A 17,388-nucleotide genomic window follows, 5' to 3' on the forward strand; every position below is an offset into this window, starting at 1 on the left:
GCGCATCTCACCCGACCCGTCCCCCGATCGAACCGCCGCCGTCGCGGTCGGCGCCGTAGTGGTCCAGGAGTCGACGGGAGAGGGCGAGGGTGCCCTCGGTGGGCGCGGGCCGGGCCGGGGGTCCGTGCCGCAGGAACCGGTCGGCGTGGTCGCTGAGGCGATCGGTCAGGCGGGCGGCGGCCCGCTCGGGTTCGGTCAGGGCCTGGGGCAGGAGCCCTCCCCACAGCTCCCAGCGCACGCGGTAGTGGCCGCCGACCAGGCCCGACCACAGGCGCGCGGCGTAGTCGTCCAGCCGCAGGTTGTCCAGGTTGATCCAGACGGTGAGGACGCGGCGGGCGTTGTCGGCCAGCACACGATGATCCTCGGTACTGGTGGCCCAGGAGGTGGCCTTGGCCTCCCAGGTGGCGAAACGGTACTCGGGCCGGGTGTCCAGCAGAGCGTCCAGGTCGTCGAACACCCGTAGGAACCGGCCGAGCAGATCCTCGGGGACCTCCCGGTACCGGGCCGCGTGTTCGACCAGCTCCAGGTGGTGGCGGTCGGCGGTCCGGGAGAGCACCGCCATGGCCACGTCGACCAGGTCGTGCGCCAAGGGCCCCTCGGCCAGGGCCCGGTCGGTCTCGGCCGCGCCGACCAGGTCCGCCCAGGCCCGCGACAGGCGTGGCCAGGGGTACCAGACCAGGCCTTCGACCTCGGCTCGATGCCGTTCGGGTGCGGCCAGGTCGGCGAAGTCGGGGCGCCGGGTGAGGACCCCGTTGAACTGTTCGGGGAAGATCCGCGCCCCCGAGGCGCCCAGGACGGTCTCCGCCAGCCCCCGCCAGCCGGACAGCAGGGCGGGGTCGTCGGAGCCGTAGCGTTGCCGTACGAAGTCGGGCAGCCAGTCGGTGGCCACGTCCTCGGTCCGCCACCAGATCTGGTCGGCGACCAGTTCGAAGAACGCCGGGTTGTTGCGGGTGCCCTCCATGGACAGGCCGATGCCGGTCGGCGGGTACTCGGCCCGTTTGGCCTCGCCGACGCGGTCCACGGCGCCCTGCAGGTCGGCGATGGGTTCGCTGCGTCCACCGAAGTTGAGCAGGGCGCACCAGGTCCAGGGGGTGCCGCCGAAGGCGTCGAAGCGGCTCCACTGGGGGTCGTGTTCGGCCCACAGGTCGAGCAGGTGCAGGCGTTCGTCCGGGATGGCCTCAAGGAAGGCGGTGACGCGTTCGGAGCTCCAGAACCGGCTCTGGTAGGAGAACGGCCAGGTCTGTAGCGCCCACACGGCGTGGGGGTCGGCGCTGGTGAGCCCGTCCAGGGTGGCGCGGGCCAGCCGCGCCGGGAATCCGGGGTCCGCGTCGACCGGGACCATCTCGATGAACGGGTCGATGGCGTAGAGGTGGTCGGTGCCGAACAGTTCCCGTTGGACGCGCACGATGTCGGCGGCGAGCTCGGGGTAGCGGGGGTCGGCGGGGTCCAGGACGTGGGTGGTCAGGCCGTGCCAGGTGCGGGCGCGGGTCCGGTCGGGGGCCAGTTCGGCCGGCACGTGTCCGGTGAACCCGGGCAGCACCGGGGTCATGCCCAGGGCGCGTTGGCGCCGCAGGATGCGCAGTCCCAGGTCCCGATGGCCGTCGATCCATGAGGCGGGCAGGGGGCCGGCGAAGCCGTCCAGGTTGCCCATGTACTGCCAGGGCAGGTAGCCGGGGCCGCCCAGGAAGGCCCGCACCCGATCCGGTTCCAGGCCACGGCGGGTGTAGGTCTCGAACAGGACGGCCTCGTGGCCCACGACGGTCAGCGGCATGGTGACGCCGTGCAGCGCCATCCAGTCGATCTCGCGTTCCCAGTCGTCCCAGTCCCAGTAGGCACTGGTGTACCCGGTGGTGCAGAAGTTCAGGTAGTAGCCCTGGTCGACCTCGGCGGTGCCGTGTACGGGTCGTACCCGTTCGGGGTGGTCGACCCGCAGCGGCAGCGGGGTGTCCCAGGTGACCGAGCGTCCGCACTCACGGCGCAGGTAGGTGTGCAGGGCCACGGCGGCGGCCACCGCGTCGGTCGCCTCGATCGTGAGCGCTCCCCCCTCGACGTGGTAGGTGAAGGAACGCTTCGCACCGGGGCGCTCACGAAAGTCGATCGGACGGTGTGATCGGCCCAGGACCCGGTGGGCCAGCGCGTCCACGGATTCGCCCCAAATGGGCGGGTCCTTCGGAGTGTCGGCCATCGGATCGCCCCTCTTGCCGGGATGCTCGGGAGTTACGTACGGTACATACCTAATTCACCGACGGGCAAGGGTGGAAAGGGGCGGGGGCACGTGGACGTGCCGGTCGCAGCGGGCACGCGGTACATGCGCGAGGTCAACACGACCGCCGTGCTCACCCTGCTGCGCACGGTCGAGCACACCAGTGCCCCCGAGCTGGCCCGACGGACGGGGCTGTCCCGGCAGGCGGTGTCGCGTTCGTTGTCCGACCTGAGCGAGGCCGGCCTGGTGGAGTTCCTGGCCCCGATGCGCTCGGGGGCCGGTTCGGGCCGGCCCGCCCAGCGGGTGCGGTTCCGCGCCGAGGCCGCACACGTGGTGGGCGCGTCGGTCTCCCCCGAGGGGATCCGGGTGGGTCTGGCCGACCTGTCGGGCGCGATCGTGGCCGCCCACCACACATCACCGCCCGGGTTCGAGGAGGTCGACTCCGAGGTCGTGGCGCGGGCGCTGACCGAGGCCACGCACCGGGTCCTGGCCGAGGCACGGATCGAGGCCGGCGGGGTGTGGCACGCCTCGATCGGTGTGCCCGGCATAGTCGACCCCGCCACCGCACGGGTGCGATTCGCGCCCAGCATGCCCGGTGTCACCGGCGACGCGCTGATCCGGGCGCTGGGTGAGGCGGCCGGTTGCGAGGTCTACCTGGACAACGACGTCAAGCTCGCCACCGTGGGCGAACTCTGGCACGGCGCCGGACACCGCTCCATGGTGTTGATCCACTGGGGCGAGCGGGTGGGCGCGGGCATCGTCGTGGCGGGTGCGCTGCATCGTGGCGCCGCCAACGACGCCGGGGACCTGGGCTACCTCGACCTGTTCACCGACGCGCCCGAGCCCGCCCGGGGAGAAGGCGACACCCTTCTGGGCGCGTTCGAGGCCTGGGCCGGTACCGGCGCGTTCGCCGGCCTGGTCCGCGAGGCCGCTCGTGAGCGCGGCGACCACGCCCTGCTCGCCCGACTGGCGCGACCGCAGGCGCGGACCGCCACCGTCGTCGCCGCGGTGGTCGATGGAGCGCCCGCGGCCCTGACGGCGCTGGAGGAGATCGCCCGTCGCTTCGCCCAGGGCGTCGGCGCGGTCCGCGCCCTGCTCGACCCCGACGTGGTCGTCGTCGGCGGCCCCATGGCGCGGTGCGGTCCCGCGCTGTTGGCGGCCCTGCGCGCCCACCTGCGCCGCCAACGCCTGGGCCCTCCCCCGTTGGAGTTGTCCCGGCTGGGCGAGGACGCCGTGGTCCAGGGCGCCCTGCGCCACTCGCTCGACCAGGTCGAACACACCCGTCTGAGACCCCCTTCGACGACCGGCTGAACCGGTCCGGCCCGGCAGACCCGACAACCACGGAGGACACCATGTCCACCAGGTCCACCGATCCACTGTCCATCCGTTCACGAATCGACCGACCTCTGATCCGGGTCGCGGCCGGTGCCACGGCCGTCCTGCTCCTCACCTCGTGCGCGACCCTGTCCAGCGGGAACGGCGAACGCGACAACGTGCCCGAGGACGTGTCCACCACCATCACCGACGAGCCGGTCGAACTGACCTTGGCCTACACCGACGACCCGCCCTCCACCGAGCTGGTCGAGGGGTTCACCGAGCAGCACCCCAACGTCTCCATCGAGCTGCAGCAGACCCCGTTCACCGACTACGTCAAGACCGTCACGTTGTCGATGTCCTCCGATGAGGCGCCCGACCTCGCCCAGTACAACCCGGGGGCGATGCGCTCGCTCATCCCGAGCGGGCACGTGATGGACCTGGAACCGTACGTGGAGGCCTACGGGTGGGAGGAGTCCTTCCCCGAGGCGAGCCTGGAGCCGTTGCGCGCCGACGAGGACGCCACCCGGTTCGGCACCGGAAGTCTCTACGCCGTCCCGGGGGCGCTGTCCATGCTGGGGGTGTTCTACAACCGTGAACTGTTGGCGGAGGCGGGGGTGGAGGAGCCGCCCGCGACCTTCGACGAGTTCGAGGACGCCCTGGCGGCGGTGGACGAGGAGGGCATCGCCCCGTTCAGCGTGGGCGGGTTGGAGGTGGGCGGCTTCCAGGTCTGGAACACGCTGCTCAACGCCTTCGGCGACCACGAGGCCTACCGCGACTGGGTGCACGGGGCTCCCGACTCCACCATCGAGACCGACGGGGCCATGAAGGCGACCGAGACCCTCACTCGGTGGGTGGACGCCGGATACATACCCGAGAGCGCCAACGCCACCTCCGACGACGACGCAAAGGCCGCCTTCGGCAACGGTGAGAGCGCCTTCCTGATGATCGGCAACTGGGCGGCGTTCGAGATGGAGGAGGCCCTGGGCGAGGACGTGGGTTTCTTCCTCCTGCCGGGTGAGGACCCGGAGCAGGCACCGATGACCTCCGGTTCCAGCGTCTCCTACACGGTCTCCTCGGGCACCGAACACCCGGACGTGGCAGCGGCGTTCTTGGACTACCTGTCCTCGCCGGAGGCCGCGCGGATCCAGTTGGACACCGGGTTCATGCCGGTGGACACCGACGCCTCCACCGGGGAGGGCGGCGTGCTGGAGGAGATCAACGGCGTCTACGGGACGGCCGCCGAGCAGGACGGCATCGTGCCCTTCCCCGATTTCGCCACGCCCGGCATGATCGACCAGCTCACCCCTGGGGTGCAGGGGTTGATCGCCGGGAGAACCGACGAGGAGACGTTCCTGTCCGATCTGCAGACCGAGTGGGACCGCGTCCATGGCTAGTGGCGCGCTGCTGCGCGGGAACGCGACCGCCGGGGCCCGGCGCCCCGGGCGGTCGCGCCTGCGCGCCTGGCTGTACCTGTTGCCCGCGCTGGCCGTCTACGCCGGTTTCGCGATCTACTCCGCGGCCAGCACCGTGTGGTTCTCCTTCCTGGACTGGGACGGGGTGGCACCACCCACCTGGGCGGGCCTGGCCAACTACACCCGGGTACTCACCGAACCACTGCTGGCCCAGGCCATCCTCAACGGCCTGATCCTCATCGTGTTCTTCTCACTCATCCCCATCGCGATCGGGCTACTTCTCACCGGACTACTGCTGGGCCGGGTACGCACCGGGATGACGTTCTTCCGCACCGTGTTCTTCCTGCCCCAGGTCCTGCCACTGGTCGCGGTCGGCATCACCTGGCGCTGGCTCTACAGCGACGAAGGCATGATCAACCGGGCCCTGGAAACCATCGGGCTGGGCGCCATCACCCGCGCCTGGCTGGGCGACTACCACTTCGCGCTCATCGCCCTGGGCCTGATCGGCACCTGGTGCATGAGCGGACTGTGCATGGTCCTGTTCATGAGCGGGGCCCAACGCATCGACCCCTCCCTGAACGAGGCCGCCGCCATCGACGGCGCCGGCCCCTTGCGCCGGTTCGTCTACGTCACCCTGCCCGGGCTGCGCCGCGAGGTCGGCATCGCCGCGGTCATCACCACCATCGCCGCCCTGGCCTCCTTCGACCTGGTGTTCGTCACCACCAACGGCGGACCGGCCGGACAGACCAACGTGCCGGCCCTTTTGGTGTACCGGTTGGCGTTCAACGAGGGCACCATCGGCGGGGCGAGCGCGCTGGCGGTGGTGCTGACGCTGCTGGTCATCGTGCTGGTGAGCGTGATCCGTCTACTCACCCGGGAGGCGAAGTGAACCGTTCGGCGATGACGACCGCGCTGCGGTACGGGCTGCTGAGCACCCTGGCGGTGTTGGTGCTGGCGCCCTTCGTCGGGATCGCGCTGGCCTCGGTGCACCCGGCCGGTGGGCAGGTCGGCGCGTTCTCCCTGCCGAGTGAGTGGTCCTGGTCCAACTTCGCGCTCGCCTGGCAGAGCGGCGACTTCGGCCGACTGATGTGGTCCAGCTTCGTCATCGCCGTCTTCGTGGTGCCCTTGACGGTGTGTTTCGCGACGCTGGCCGGGTACGCGCTGTCCATCCTGGGTGTGTGGGGTGGCAAGGGTATCTCCCTGGCCTTCGTGCTGGGCCTGACCCTGCCGGTGGAACTGCTGGTCATCGCCCTGTACTTCAACATGCGTGAGGTGGGGCTGACCAACTCCTACACCGGGGTGATCCTGGCCGAGATCGCCCTGTTCCTACCCTTCGGCGTGTACTGGATGCAGTCGCACTTCGCCTCGGTGCCCCGGGAGCTGGTGGAGGCCGCCCGGGTGGACGGGGCGCGCGACCACACCGTGCTGGCCCGGGTACTGCTGCCGATCTCGTGGCCGGCCATCACCACCCTGGCGGTGCTGGTGTTCATGTGGTCGTGGAACCAGTTCCTGTTGGTGTTGGTGATGATGCAGGACCCGGACCTGCGCACCGCGCCCACCGGGCTGGGGTTGTTCGTGGGCCAGTACGGCACCGACATTCCCTTGTTGTCCGCGGCGAGCCTGATCGTGATCGCCCCCATCGTCGTGGTCTACCTCCTCTTCCAGCGCAGCTTCGTCAACGGCCTCACCCAAGGAGCGGTCAAGGCCTGAAGGAACACCAACGAACGGAGTCCCATGGGTTCACCGGAAGCCGCCTACCGAGCCGTTGCGGGCGGCGCCCTCGACGTCGACACCGCCTTCTACGACCGATTGGCCACGCACACCGACGGCCGTGTCCCGGTGGAGCGGTTCACGATCCCGATCCGTTCGGGCCGGGCCTGGCGGGTGCCCGCCGGTCACCTGTTCCGGATCCTGACCCCCGAGGGCCCGCAGGTGGGCGACCTGAACGTGTGGAACACGCACAATCCCCGGGAGCGCCTGTGGGCCTCGCGCACCCGGCAATTGCAGAGCGCCCATGTGTCCACCCACGACCGGCTCTGGTCCACGCTGCCCTACCTGCGGCCGCTGGTCACCATCACCGCCGACAGCCTGGCGTGGTACGGCACCGACGCCGACGGCGGGCGCGTGCACGACCTGTTGGGCACCCGCTGCGATCCGTACGTCAACCGGATGCTCACCGGCGAGGACTTCGACCTGCACTGCCACTCGAACCTGACCCGGGCGGTACTGCCGCACGGGTTGACCGAGTTCGACGTGCACGACGTGCTCAACGTCTTCCAGTGCACCGGGCTCAACGACGAGGACCGTTACTTCATGAAGGCCTCGCCCGCCCGTCCCGGTGACTTCCTGGAGTTCTTCGCCGAACAGGACCTGTTGTGCGCGCTGTCGACGTGTCCGGGCGGGGACCTGTCGGTGCCGTTGTGGGGTCCGGACGCGCGGGACCCGATCGACGTGTGCCGCCCCTTGGCCGTGGAGGTGTACCGGCTCGCTCCAGAGTTGTTGGAGGGCTGGAGCGAGCCGGAGCCGGCCGCCTACCGGGGCGCGCACGGGTTGCGCTTCCAGGGCTGAGGGGACCGGGGCCCGGTCCGCCTACGCCACCCGGCCCTCGTCCAGGGTGAGACGGTGGTCGGCGCCCGCGGCCTCGTCCGGGAAGTGGGTGGCGTGCACGATGGTGGTCTCGCCCCGCAGCGAGGCGATCACCCGCGCGATCCGTTCCCTGGCCCCACGGTCCAGGCCGGCGGAGGGCTCGTCCAACAGCAGTAGGTCCGCCTCCTGGGCCAGTCCTTGGGCGATGAGGGCGCGCTGGCGCTGGCCCCCGGAGATCTCTCCCAGTTGGCGACCGGACAGGTCGGCGATACCGACCCGCTCCATCGCCCCTTCCACCACCGCGCGGTCGTGTCGGGTCGGTGGCCGCCACAGGCCTTGATGGGCCCAGCGCCCCATGGCGACGGCGTCGCGCACCGTGAGCGGCAACGTGTCGGACACCGCACTGCGCTGGACCACGAAGGCGGGACGGGCACGCGTGGCCCGGACGATCTCACCGCCGCGCGGCCTGAGGATGCCCGCCAAAACCGCGAGCAAGGTGGACTTGCCCGCGCCGTTGGCCCCCACCAGCGCGGTGACCCGGCCTTGGGGGATGTGCGCGTCGACCCCCTTCAGCACGTCCTCACGCCCGTACCCCGCGTGAACGTTCCGCAACTCGGTGTGGTTCATCCGCTTCCTCCGCCTTCCCCTCATTCGACCCGATGTTAAAACGATAATGGTTATCGTTGTAGAGTGTCCCATCATGGAAGCACTGATCGATCCGTTCGGGGTCACCTTCGTCCAGCGGGCGCTGTGGGGCGGCGCCCTCGTCTCCCTCATCTGCGCGATCGCGGGAACGTGGGTCGTCCTGCGGGGAATGGCCTTCCTCGGGGACGCGATGTCGCACGGCATGCTTCCCGGGGTGGCCCTGGCCGCCCTGCTCGGTCAGAGCCTGTTCCTGGGCGCCGCCCTGGCGGCCGGGGCCATGGCCGCGGGGGTCACCCTGTTGAACCGCTCCCCGCGGCTGTCGCAGGACACGAGCATCGGACTGTTGTTCGTCGGCATGCTCTCCCTCGGCGTCATCCTGGTCTCCCACTCGGCCACGTTCGCCGTCGACCTCACCGGGCTCCTCTTCGGTGACGTACTGGCGGTACGCGAACGCGACCTGTGGCACCTGGGGATCTGTCTGCTGGTGGCGCTGGTGGTGGCGATCGTGGGGCACCGGGCGTTCATGGCCCTGGCGTTCGACCCCCGCAAGGCGCACACCCTGGGGCTGGCCCCGCGCGCGGCCCACGCCGCGATGCTCGCCCTGGTCACCCTGGCCGTGGTCGCCTCCTTCCACGTGGTCGGCACCCTGTTGGTGTTCGGCCTCCTGATCGCGCCGCCCGCGGCGGCCGTGCTGTGGGCCAGGAGCGTGCCGACGATCATGTGCGCCGCCGCCCTGATCGGCGTCGCCTCGACCTTCGTCGGGCTGTTGGCCTCCTGGCATTGGGAGACCGCGGCCGGGGCGAGCATCGCGGCGACCGCCGTGGCGTTCTTCTTCGTCTCGGTGGCGCTCTCGGCCCTGCGTTCTCGACTCACGCGACGAGAGCGCCCCACGACCCCCTCCGCCACGTCCCCTTCCCACCCTCGACTCGAAGAGAGGTCGATGACCCCGTGAGACCCCTGACCACAGCGAAGGCCGCAGCCGTGGGGCTGTGCGCCCTGCTCCTGGCCGGCTGCGCCGGAGAACCGCCCCGGGACGAGGCGCCCGAGGCCGAGGAAACACCCCACGGCTACGTCGAAGGGGCCGAGGAGGCCGCCGAACCGCAGTCCCGGCTGGTCCTGGCCGACGCCGACAGCGGCGAGGTGCGGCTGGTGGACCTGATCACCGAGGAGACCAGCGAACTCGGCACCGTCCCCGGAGCGGACGGCATCGCCGGGGATGGCCGATTCGCCTACCTCAACTCATCCGGTGATGGGATGACAGAGGTGTTCGACAGCGGGGTATGGACGGTCGACCACGGCGATCACAACCACTACTACCGGACCGGCACCGGGCCGGTCGGCGCCCTGGACGGGGTCACCACCTCCTCGGTCGTCACCGACACCGTGCTCACCTCGGTCATCGATGAGGCGGGTACCTCCCTGGTCCTGGAACGGGAGGGGTTGGAGGACGGAACGGTCTCCGCCGTCGACCCGACCTCCGAGGAAACGTCGCTCGCCCTGCCGTTCGGCGGTGGCCTGGTCGCCGTGGACGACGACGGCGCGGTCCGGTCCCTGGACAGGGACGGAGGGTCCGCCCAGACGTTGGACGAGACCTGCGCCGACCCCCGAGGGGCGGCCGTCACCCGCCGCGGCCTGGTCGTGGGCTGCGCCGAGGGCGCCCTGCACCTGACCGAGGAGGACGACGCCCTCGAAGCGTCCCTCCTGTCCTACCCGGGGACCGGGCGCGTCGACTCCTTCCATCACCGCCCCGGATCGGCGGTCCTGGCCGCGCTGTCCACCGATGGCGACCCGTGGGTCCTGGACCTGGCCGCGGCCCAGTGGCGCGCCCTCGACCTCGACGACACGATCGCCGTCACCGCGGTCGGCGAGGGGATGCCCGTTCTGGCCCTGGACGGTGAGGGCGCCCTGCACTCCCTCGACCCCGAGACCGGGGAGGAGATCGCCCGAACATCGCTGGTGGCGACCGTCGACGCCGAACATCCACCCACGCTCCAGGTGGACACCTCCCGCGCCTACGTCAACGACGCCGAGGCCGGTCTGGTCCACGAGATCGACTACAACGACGACCTTCGCACGGCCCGCACCTTCGAGGTGGACATCGCGCCGCACCTCATGGTCGAGACGGGACGGTGATCGACGTGCGTCCCCGCAAGGCTTTGGCCGCGCTCACCGTCACCGGACTCGTCGTCGCGCTGGGCGCCTGCTCCGCCGACGACGGCGGTGAGGGAATCGTGGTGACCACCAACATCCTCGGCGACATCACCCGGGAGATCGTCGGCGACCAGGCCGAGGTGACCGTACTGATGAAACCCAACGCCGACCCGCACTCGTTCGGAATCTCCGCCCAGGAGGCCGCGAGGCTGGAGAACGCCGACCTGGTCGTGCACAACGGTCTCGGTCTGGAGGAGGGGATCGCGCGCAACGTCGCCGCCGCGGAGGAGGCGGGCGTGCCCGCCCTGGAGGTCGGCGCGAACGTCGACCCCCTCCCCTACACCTCCGACGAGAGCGAGGGCGAGCCCGACCCGCACTTTTGGACCGACCCGGCCCGTGTGCTCATGGCGGTGGACCTGATCACCGAACACGTGGTCGAGGAGGTCGACGGGGCCGACGCCGACACCGTGCGCGCCAACGCCGAGGCCTACACCGCCCGGGTCCGGGAACTCGACGCGTGGATGGGCGAGGAGTTCGCCGCCCTGCCGGACGAGGACCGCCGGCTCGTGACCAACCACCACGTCTTCGGCTACCTCGCCGACCGCTACGACTTCGAGGTCATCGGCGCGGTCATCCCCAGCGGCACGACCCTGGCCTCGCCCAGCACCTCCGACCTCAAGGACCTCTCCGACGCCGTCGCCGAAGCAGGTGTCTCGGCCGTCTTCGCCGACTCCTCCCAACCCGACCGGCTGGCCACCGTCATGGCCGAGGAGGCGGGGGTGGAGATCGAGGTCGTCCCGCTCTACTCCGAATCCCTCACCGAGGAGGGCGGGGGCGCCGCCACCTACCTGGAGATGATGCGCGCCAACACCGAAGCCATCGCCGCCGGACTCGGCGGCGACTGACCCGAACTCCGGGTCCCCTCGTCGTGGTCTCCCGCCACGGCCGTTTTCTCCCACACCGAGAACCGAAAGAGAACCATGCGCACACCACACCACCGACGCCGGGTCGCACTACCCGTCCTGCTCTGCGCGGGGCTGTTGCTGACCGCCTGCGGCACCGACGACGACGCCGCCTCCGAGGCCGGAGCGGAGACCTCCGACGAGACCGGCGTCTCGGTGAACGAACCGATCGTCACCACCTACGACGGTGGCCTCTACGTCCTGGACGGCCAAACCCTGGAGGTCATCGAGGACATCGAACTGGAGGGGTTCAACCGCCTCAACCCCGCCGGGGACGAGCAGCACGTGTTCGTCTCCACCTCCGAGGGCTTCCAGGTCCTGGACGCCGTCGGCGCGCGGCTGACCGACACGGTCTTCGCCGCGGACACCCCCGGGCACGTGGTCCGGCACGCGGGCCGCACCGTGCTGTTCGCCGACGGAACCGGTGAGGTGACCGCCTTCGACACCGACGCGCTCGGCGAGGGAACGCCCGCCGACCTCGACACCTACACCACCGAGGAGGCCCACCACGGCGTGGCCGTGGAACTGGGGAACGGGGAGCTGCTCGTCACCCTCGGCGACGAGGAGGAACGTGTCGGCGCCATCGTCCTGGACGAGAACCACGAAGAGGTCGCCCGAAGCGAGGAGTGCCCCGGCGTGCACGGGGAGACCACGGCCGAGGGTGAGGCCGTGGTCATCGGTTGCGAGGACGGTGTCCTGACCTACCAGGACGGCGAGTTCACCAAGGTGGACAGCGAGGACGACTACGGGCGCATCGGCAACCAGGCCGGCTCCGAGGACTCCCCTATCGTCCTGGGCGACTACAAGACCGACCCGGACGCCGAGCTGGAACGCCCCGAGCAGGTCGCCCTCGTCGACACCGCCGACTCCTCCATGGATCTGGTCGACCTGCCCTCCAGCTACACCTTCCGTTCCCTGGGCCGTGGCCCGGACGGTGAGGCCCTGGTCCTGGGCACCGACGGCACGTTGCACGTGATCGACCCCGAATCGGCCGAGATCACCGACGGCATCGACCTGATGGACGCCTGGGAGGAGCCGCTGGAGTGGCAGGAGCCCCGTCCCGCCCTGTTCGTGCGCGGTGGCACCGCCTACGTGACCGACACCGCCACCGACCAGGTGCACGCCGTGGACCTGGCCGATGGTGAGGTCACCGCCTCGGTGACGCTGGAGCAGACCCCCAACGAGCTCAGCGGGGTCGATCACTGATCGACTGATCGGTCAGTGATCGTCGGCCTGGGCCGGGTCGCGCAGCATGGTGTGCAGGGTCGGCCCGTCGGGCATGGGGACCTCGGTCAGGACTCGGAACCCGAAGCGTTCGTAGAACGGCAGGTTCTCCGTGTTGCTCGACTCCAGGAAGACCGGCGCACCGTGCAGGTCGGCCCGTTCCAGCCCATGACGCAGCAGGCCCACACCGGCCCCGACGCCACGAACGTCGGGGTCGGTGCCCAGTTCCGCGAGGTACCAGTGCGGCGTGCGGGGTGTGTGTTCGGAAAGGCTGGTGAGGCCCCGGAGCACGGTGGGCAGCCGATCCGCCCCGAAGAGCGCGGCCAGGTGCGGAAGGGAGCGCAGGGCGCCCGGGCCCGTGGAGACGTCGGGTCTGCCCCACAGGGCAGCGCCTACGACCCGGTCGTCGAGCACGGCTACGTCCATCAGCCCGTACGGCAGGTACTCGAACCCGGCCTCGATCGCGTAGAGCCGGCGTGCCCGCCGCCCGAGGTCCTCGGGGAACATCCACGCCACGAACGGGTCCTTCTCGAAGGCCCGTGCCAGCACCCGGGACACGGCCGTCACGTCCCGACGGCCGGCCGCCCGTATCGAGAGCCCGCCCCCTCTTTCCTCCGCGCTTCCCATGCCTCTCCTTTCATGAACCGTCCAGACGGTACAGTACCGGAGATCGGCCCGACGAGGGACCCCTTCGCGGGGTCAGGGAACGCGGTGACCTGCGGCGCGGGTCAGTTCGTACCACTCGGGGCGGGTCAGGTTCAGCTCCGAACCCTGGGCGGCGCCGGTGACCCGCTCGGGGGTGGTGGTGCCCAGTACGACCTGCATCCGCGCGGGGTGGCGGGTGATCCAGGCGGTGGCCACCGCGATGGGCGGCACGCCGTACTTCTCCGCGAGACGGTCGATGACCGCGTTGAGTTCGGCGTGTTCGTCCGAGCCCAGGAACACCCCGTCGAAGAACCCGGCCTGGAAGGGCGACCAGGCCTGCACGGTGATGTCGTGCAGGCGGGCGTGGTCCAGGACACCGCCGCCGTCGAGGGTGGCCGACTGGGGCTCGCCCAGCATGTTCGACGCCAGGCCCTGGGTGATGATCGGGGCGTGGGTGATGGACAGCTGGAGCTGGTTGGCCACGATCGGCTGCCGCACGTACCTGCGCAGCAGGTCGACCTGGCGGGGTGTGTGGTTGGAGACCCCGAAGGCGCGCACCTTCCCGGCCGCTTCGAGTTCGTCGAAGGCGCGGGCGACCTCCTCGGGTTCGACGAGCGCGTCGGGTCGGTGCAGCAGCAGGATGTCGACGTGGTCGGTGTCCAGGGCCCGCAGGGAACCCTCGACGGAGGCCACGATGTGCTCGTAGGAGTGGTCGAAGTAGGGCCCGTCGGGGACGATACCGGCCTTGGTCTGGATGGTCAGGGACTCGCGCTCGGAGGGGGTCAGGCGCATCGCCTCGGCGAAGCGACGTTCACAGGCGTGGGTGGTGGGCCCGTAGATGTCGGCGTGGTCGATGAAGTCGATCCCCGCCTCGCGTGCGGCGCCGACCAGGGCGCGGATCTCCTCGTCGGTCTTGCGGGCGATGCGCATCAGCCCGAGCACGACATTGGGAACGGTGATGCCCGTTCCGGGCAGGGTGAACGTCTTCAACGGGGGTCCTTTCCGATCGGGCGCCCACATTACGGGCACCCGATCGAAGAATCCACTACTTAACGGCGCCCATGGACAGGCCGCGGACGAGTTGACGCTGGGCGGTCCAGCCGATCACCACGATGGGCAGCGACGCCATGACCACGGCCGCCGACAGCTGCGCCACGAACAGTCCCTCGCTGGTGATGAAGCCGGTGAGGAAGACCGGGACGGTGGCGGCCTGGGCGGCGGTCAGGTTGACCGCGAAGAAGAACTCGTTCCACGCGAAGATCATGCAGATCAGGGCGGTGGCCGCGATGCCCGGTGCCATGATCGGCAGCATCACCGACCACAGCACCCGGCCCAGACCCGCCCCCTCCACCCGGGCGGCCTCCACGATCGCCTTGGGCACCTCCAGGAAGAACGAGCGCAGCATCCACACCGCGATGGGCAGGTTCATCGCCGTGTACAGCACCACCAGGGTCCAGATGTTGTCGAGCATGGACAGGTGCGCGGCCGCGACGTAGATCGGCACGACCACCGCCACCACCGGCAGCATCTTCGTGGAGATGAAGAAGAACAGCACGTCGTTGGTGCGCTTGACCGGGGCGATGGACAGCGCGTACGCCGCGGGTATGCCCAGGGCCAGCACCAGGAGCGTGGAGGCCAGGGTGGCGATCACGGAGTTGCCCAGGTAGGGCATGAAGTCCGCGCCCAGCACCGCGGCGAACCGGTCCAGGGTGGGTTGGAAGAAGAGCGTGGGCGGGTCGGTGGCGGCCTGGTTCTCCTGCTTGAACGCGGTCAGCACCAGCCACAGGACGGGGGCGACGAACACCAGGCCCACGAGCCAGGTGAACACGCTCAGGGCGATCGCGCCGATCGGCCGGCGCGGCCGGTGCGGGACGCGGGTGTCGGCGGAGGCCGAGGGTGCGGTGGCCTGGGCGGTCACGATGTGGCCTCCTGTGCGTTCATGAACGTGCGGAAGATCAGTCGCAGCGCCAGCATCGCCACGAGGATGGTGCCGACCACCACCACGACGCCCATCGCCGCCGACTGACCGATGTCGAAGCCGAGGAAGGTGCGCTGGTAGATGTAGAAGGGCAGGTTGGAGCTGGCCGTGCCCGGGCCGCCCTGGGTCATCATGTAGATCGTGTCGAAGGTGTTGACCACGTAGATCGACCCCAGCAGGACGCCCAGTTCGATGTAGCGGCGCAGGTGCGGCAGGGTGATCCACACGAAGCTCTGCCACCTGGAGGCGCCGTCGACCTGTCCGGCCTCCAGGGCGTCGGTGTCCTGGCTCTGGAGACCGGCAAGGACCAGCAACGTCATGAACGGGGTCCACTGCCACACCAGGGCGATGACCACGGACACGATCGGTGTCTGGGAGACCCAGTCGTAGGTTTCCACGCCCAGTGGGGAGAGCACGAAGTTGATCAGGCCGAACACCGGCTCGAACATGATGTGCTTCCACAGCAGCGCGGTGGCCACCGGCAGGATGAGGAACGGGGTGATGATGAGGGTGCGCACCACGCCCCTCCCCCAGAATTTCCGGTCCAACAGCAGGGCCAGGCCGACGCCCAACAGCATCGCCACCACCACGCAGGCGGCGGTGATGAGCACCGTGTTGGCCGTCGCGGCGAGGAACTGCCGGTCGGTGAAGACCGCCAGGTAGTTGGTGAGCCCCACCCACGCCTGGGAGTCGGGGCGCACCAGGTTCCAGGACCTGAGCGAGTAGACGATGGTGGCCAGGAACGGCAGCTGGGTGACGACCAGCATGAACACCAGCGCGGGCAGCAGGGGTGCCCGGCGCACCCACCCGGCGGCGCGTGGGCCGCGACCGGTGCGGGCCGCGGGTGCGGTCGGTTTCCCGGACGTCTTCTCGGCGGGTGCCGTCGCCGTGCTCATCGCCCGTCCTCCTTGTAGGTGTCGCCGACCGTCTCGGCGTACTCCTGGCTCTGCGCGAGCGCCTCTTCGACGGTGATCCGTCCGGCGATGGTGGCGCTGAGCTGTTGACTGACCCGGGTGCCCAGGTCCTGGAACTCGGGGATGGCCAGGAATCCGATGCCGTCGTAGGGGACGGGTCGGGTGCCCGGGTCCTGCGGGTCGGCCTCCTCGATGCCCTGGAGCATGGGTTCGGCGTAGGCCCCCGCGACCTCCTGGTACGCGGGCTCCTCGAAGGTGGACAGTCGGTTGCCGGGCGGGACCCGCTGCCAGCCGTACTCCTCGGCGACCGTGCGCACGTAGTCCCGGTCGGTCATCCATTCCAGGAAGGTCCAGGCCTCCTCCTTGTGCTCGGAGGTGGAGGGGATGCCCAGGGCCCAGGCGTAGAGCCAGCCGCCGTAGTCGCTCTCGGCCACCGGGGCGGGCGCGTAGCCGTTGAGTCCGGCCACGGTCGCGGTGTTCTCGTCCTCGATGGTGCTGACCATGGAGGTGGAGTCGTAGAACATGGCCGCGCGGCCCTGGGAGTAGTGGTTCAGGCAGTCACCGAAGCCGCTGTTGGCGGCGCCGGGCTGTCCGTGTTCGCGGACCAGGTCCACGTAGAATTCGGCGGCCTCCTGGAACTGCGGGGAGTCGAGTTCGGCGTTCCACTCCTCGTCGTACCAGCGGCCGCCGAAGGTGTTGAGGACGCTGTTGAACGGGCTGAGGACCTCACCCCACCCGGCCAGGCCGCGCATGCAGATCCCGGCCACGCCCGGCTCCACCCCGTCGAGTTCGGCCGCGAGATCGGCGACCTCGTCCCAGGTGGGGTTCTCGGGCATCTCCAGGCCGGCCTGTTCGAACAGGTCGGTGCGGTAGGTCAGGAAGGACGACTCCCCGTAGAAGGGCACCGAGTACATGTCGCCGTCCACGGACAGGTCCTCGCGCAGGGAGGGGATGAAGTCCTCGTGGTCGTAGCCCTCGGATTCGTCGATGAGGGGTTGCAGGTTCTCCAGCCAGCCGTACTCGGCCCACTGACGGGTCTCGTAGTTGCTGATCATGACGGCGTCGAACTCGCCCCCGCCGGTGGCCACGGACGTGGTGATCTTGGCGCGGGCCTCGTTCTCGGGCAGGGACACGAAGTCGACCTCGATGCCGGGGTTCTCCTCGCGGAACTCGTCCTGCAGGGAGATCGCGTCCTGCATCTGTGGGTTGGACACGATCGCGACGGTCAGTCGGACGGCCCCCTCCCCCGCGGAGGTGGCCCCCGCCCCGGCGCAGCCGGTGAGCAGGAGCGCCGAGGCCGCCACGGCGGTGGCGCCGGTGGTGAAGGTGGTGGTGCGCACGGTGATGCCTT

16 protein-coding genes are annotated in these 17,388 nt (G+C 70.1%); 9 read left to right on the forward strand and 7 right to left on the reverse strand.

All coding sequences use genetic code 11. The features are described 5' to 3' along the window. Positions 1-7: 7 nt before the first annotated feature. Positions 8-2,185 carry an alpha-N-acetylglucosaminidase gene (locus tag ACWGKS_RS08835; RefSeq protein ID WP_358506169.1) on the reverse strand — a complete coding sequence of 726 codons (2,178 nt, stop codon included), beginning with the start codon at positions 2,183-2,185 and terminating at the stop codon, positions 8-10. 90 nt (positions 2,186-2,275) lie between these two features. Here ACWGKS_RS08835 and ACWGKS_RS08840 point away from each other — a divergent pair, with 90 nt between their 5' ends. Genes ACWGKS_RS08840 through ACWGKS_RS08860 form a run of 5 tightly spaced genes read left to right on the forward strand, consistent with a single transcriptional unit; the run spans position 2,276 to position 7,500 of the window. Further along, positions 2,276-3,514 carry an ROK family transcriptional regulator gene (locus ACWGKS_RS08840; protein ID WP_358506171.1) on the forward strand — a complete coding sequence of 413 codons (1,239 nt, stop codon included), beginning with the start codon at positions 2,276-2,278 and terminating at the stop codon, positions 3,512-3,514. 41 nt (positions 3,515-3,555) lie between these two features. Beyond that, on the forward strand, positions 3,556-4,914 hold the full coding sequence (locus tag ACWGKS_RS08845) for an ABC transporter substrate-binding protein (protein WP_358506174.1): 1,359 nt from the start codon (positions 3,556-3,558) through the stop codon (positions 4,912-4,914). Continuing rightward, entirely contained in the window at positions 4,907-5,821 is a 915-nt protein-coding gene (locus ACWGKS_RS08850) for a carbohydrate ABC transporter permease (RefSeq protein WP_358506177.1), read from the forward strand. Before ACWGKS_RS08845 ends, ACWGKS_RS08850 begins: the two co-directional genes overlap by 8 nt. Before the next feature lie 11 nt (positions 5,822-5,832). Then, positions 5,833-6,642 (forward strand): carbohydrate ABC transporter permease, encoded by an 810-nt coding sequence (locus ACWGKS_RS08855; protein ID WP_452456727.1) that lies wholly within the window; start codon positions 5,833-5,835, stop codon positions 6,640-6,642. Between the two features lie 24 nt (positions 6,643-6,666). Continuing rightward, entirely contained in the window at positions 6,667-7,500 is an 834-nt protein-coding gene (locus ACWGKS_RS08860; RefSeq protein ID WP_358506181.1) for an urea carboxylase-associated family protein, read from the forward strand. Between the two features lie 21 nt (positions 7,501-7,521). Here ACWGKS_RS08860 and aztA read toward each other — a convergent pair whose 3' ends face one another. Further along, a complete protein-coding gene (gene aztA, locus ACWGKS_RS08865; RefSeq protein ID WP_358506184.1) occupies positions 7,522-8,145 on the reverse strand; it encodes a zinc ABC transporter ATP-binding protein AztA in 624 nt (207 codons plus the stop codon). Positions 8,146-8,218: 73 nt separating this feature from the next. Here aztA and aztB point away from each other — a divergent pair, with 73 nt between their 5' ends. The 4 genes from aztB to aztD all read left to right on the forward strand — a co-directional run bounded on the left by aztB (position 8,219) and on the right by aztD (position 12,482). Further along, a complete protein-coding gene (gene aztB / locus ACWGKS_RS08870) occupies positions 8,219-9,115 on the forward strand; it encodes a zinc ABC transporter permease AztB (protein WP_358506186.1) in 897 nt (298 codons plus the stop codon). Then, positions 9,112-10,296, forward strand: a complete 1,185-nt coding sequence (locus tag ACWGKS_RS08875) for an ABC transporter (RefSeq protein ID WP_358506188.1) — start codon at positions 9,112-9,114, stop codon at positions 10,294-10,296. The genes aztB and ACWGKS_RS08875 overlap by 4 nt, the downstream gene beginning before the upstream one ends. 59 nt (positions 10,297-10,355) lie before the next feature. Further along, the gene (gene aztC, locus ACWGKS_RS08880) at positions 10,356-11,219 is read left to right on the forward strand and encodes a zinc ABC transporter substrate-binding protein AztC (RefSeq protein ID WP_452522309.1); all 864 of its coding nucleotides are present in this window, start codon (positions 10,356-10,358) and stop codon (positions 11,217-11,219) included. A gap of 75 nt (positions 11,220-11,294) precedes the next feature. Further along, the gene (aztD, locus tag ACWGKS_RS08885) at positions 11,295-12,482 is read left to right on the forward strand and encodes a zinc metallochaperone AztD (RefSeq protein ID WP_358506191.1); all 1,188 of its coding nucleotides are present in this window, start codon (positions 11,295-11,297) and stop codon (positions 12,480-12,482) included. Positions 12,483-12,494: 12 nt separating this feature from the next. On the opposite strand, the gene ACWGKS_RS08890 is transcribed toward aztD, so the two are convergent. The 5 genes from ACWGKS_RS08890 to ACWGKS_RS08910 form a co-directional block, all read right to left on the reverse strand. Continuing rightward, complete coding sequence (locus ACWGKS_RS08890; RefSeq protein ID WP_358506194.1) at positions 12,495-13,127, reverse strand: GNAT family N-acetyltransferase; 633 nt, start codon at positions 13,125-13,127, stop codon at positions 12,495-12,497. 72 nt (positions 13,128-13,199) lie between these two features. Beyond that, the gene (locus ACWGKS_RS08895) at positions 13,200-14,135 is read right to left on the reverse strand and encodes an aldo/keto reductase (protein WP_358506197.1); all 936 of its coding nucleotides are present in this window, start codon (positions 14,133-14,135) and stop codon (positions 13,200-13,202) included. Positions 14,136-14,190: 55 nt separating this feature from the next. Further along, entirely contained in the window at positions 14,191-15,063 is an 873-nt protein-coding gene (locus tag ACWGKS_RS08900) for a carbohydrate ABC transporter permease (RefSeq protein WP_452456722.1), read from the reverse strand. Then, on the reverse strand, positions 15,060-16,019 hold the full coding sequence (locus ACWGKS_RS08905) for a carbohydrate ABC transporter permease (protein ID WP_087103428.1): 960 nt from the start codon (positions 16,017-16,019) through the stop codon (positions 15,060-15,062). The genes ACWGKS_RS08900 and ACWGKS_RS08905 overlap by 4 nt, the downstream gene beginning before the upstream one ends. Then, on the reverse strand, positions 16,016-17,377 hold the full coding sequence (locus tag ACWGKS_RS08910) for an ABC transporter substrate-binding protein (RefSeq protein WP_358506201.1): 1,362 nt from the start codon (positions 17,375-17,377) through the stop codon (positions 16,016-16,018). The genes ACWGKS_RS08905 and ACWGKS_RS08910 overlap by 4 nt, the downstream gene beginning before the upstream one ends. Positions 17,378-17,388: the final 11 nt, after the last annotated feature.

The sequence above is a fragment of the Nocardiopsis sp. NPDC055879 genome (assembly GCF_053615935.1).